Consider the following 980-nt stretch of genomic DNA (forward strand, 5'->3'; position numbering starts at 1 on the left):
GTCCGCGCAGGATCGCTCGGTGGCCGGCATCCGAGTGCACCTTCAGCTCGGCGGCGTCCTCGGGGTCGGAGATCCGATAGGCCCTCGAACGCGAACGCAGCACGTCGATCAGGCTGGTCAGCGCCTCGTTCCCCGCAACGCCGGAGATCGCCATGTGGAACTCGTGGTCGAGCCGCGACTGCGCCTCGAAGTCGGTGGTCGCCTCGATCTCGTCGAGCACACGGTCCAGCGACGCCACCGTGTCCTCGTCGATGCGGGCTGCGGCGAGCGCGGCGGCATGCGGTTCGAGCACGCGGCGCAGCTCGGTCAGCTCCAGCACTCCGGCCATCGGCAGCAGTCCGACGGTGAGTGACAGGCTGCCGATCAGATCGGCGGCACGCAGTTCGCTGACGTAGCTGCCGGAGCCGTGACGGGTGTCGAGCACACCGAGAGCGGCCAGAATCCGGATCGCTTAGCGCAGGGATCCCCGGGAGACGCCGAGCCGTTCGCAGAGCTCGCCTTCGCTCGGCAGCCGGTCGCCGGGTCGCAGCGCGCCGTCGGCGATCAGCGCCCGCAGCCCGTGCAGCGCCGTGTCGAGTGCGCTCATCGTCATCCTCTCTGACACTCCCCCGCCCCTCGTGAAGTCTGTCGGAACTCCCCTTCGCAGGGAACTCGTATGACAACTATGTTTCATCTTCACCTTTTCGTGGCAGTTTTCCACGGCATGTGGCAAAGTTGTGCAACAACTCGCCCGACTCATCGATGAGGACTGATGCCCGCACCGCTGTTCCCCGCACCGCTCACGCTGAACTCCGGCATGCGAGCGCGCGACGCCTGGCCCCTCGACCGGGAAGTGATCCACCTCAACCACGGATCCTTCGGCGCGGTCCCGTCCGTCGTCGTCGAGCATCAGGACGCCCTGCGCCGCCGCGCCGATCTCAGCCCCGTCGAGTGGTTCCCGCGCATCGCCGAACGCGTGCAGGAGGCTCGCGAGCGCACCG

2 protein-coding genes and 1 pseudogene are annotated in these 980 nt (G+C 68.0%); 1 reads left to right on the forward strand and 2 read right to left on the reverse strand.

Annotation, left to right across the window (positions count from 1 at the left end; all coding sequences use genetic code 11):
- Both KZA10_RS18395 and KZA10_RS18400 read right to left on the reverse strand, forming a co-directional pair.
- The coding region (locus tag KZA10_RS18395) for an FCD domain-containing protein (RefSeq protein WP_308289699.1) at nt 1–424 on the reverse strand (424 nt) is incomplete at its 3' end.
- Between the two features lie 27 nt (nt 425–451).
- A complete protein-coding gene (locus tag KZA10_RS18400; protein WP_256934996.1) occupies nt 452–586 on the reverse strand; it encodes a GntR family transcriptional regulator in 135 nt (44 codons plus the stop codon).
- A 165-nt stretch (nt 587–751) separates the two neighbouring features.
- Between KZA10_RS18400 and KZA10_RS16130 the strand changes: the two are divergent.
- Nucleotides 752–980: pseudogene (locus KZA10_RS16130) on the forward strand (aminotransferase); the annotation flags it as partial.

Origin of the sequence: Microbacterium sp. BF1 (assembly GCF_019279095.1) — a bacterium.
Lineage (GTDB): Bacteria > Actinomycetota > Actinomycetes > Actinomycetales > Microbacteriaceae > Microbacterium > Microbacterium maritypicum.

Coding starts and splice junctions, on each gene's coding strand:
- KZA10_RS18400 (WP_256934996.1), bottom strand. CDS start 586: ATGAGCGCACTCGACACGGCGCTGCACGGGCTGCGGGCGCTGATCGCC.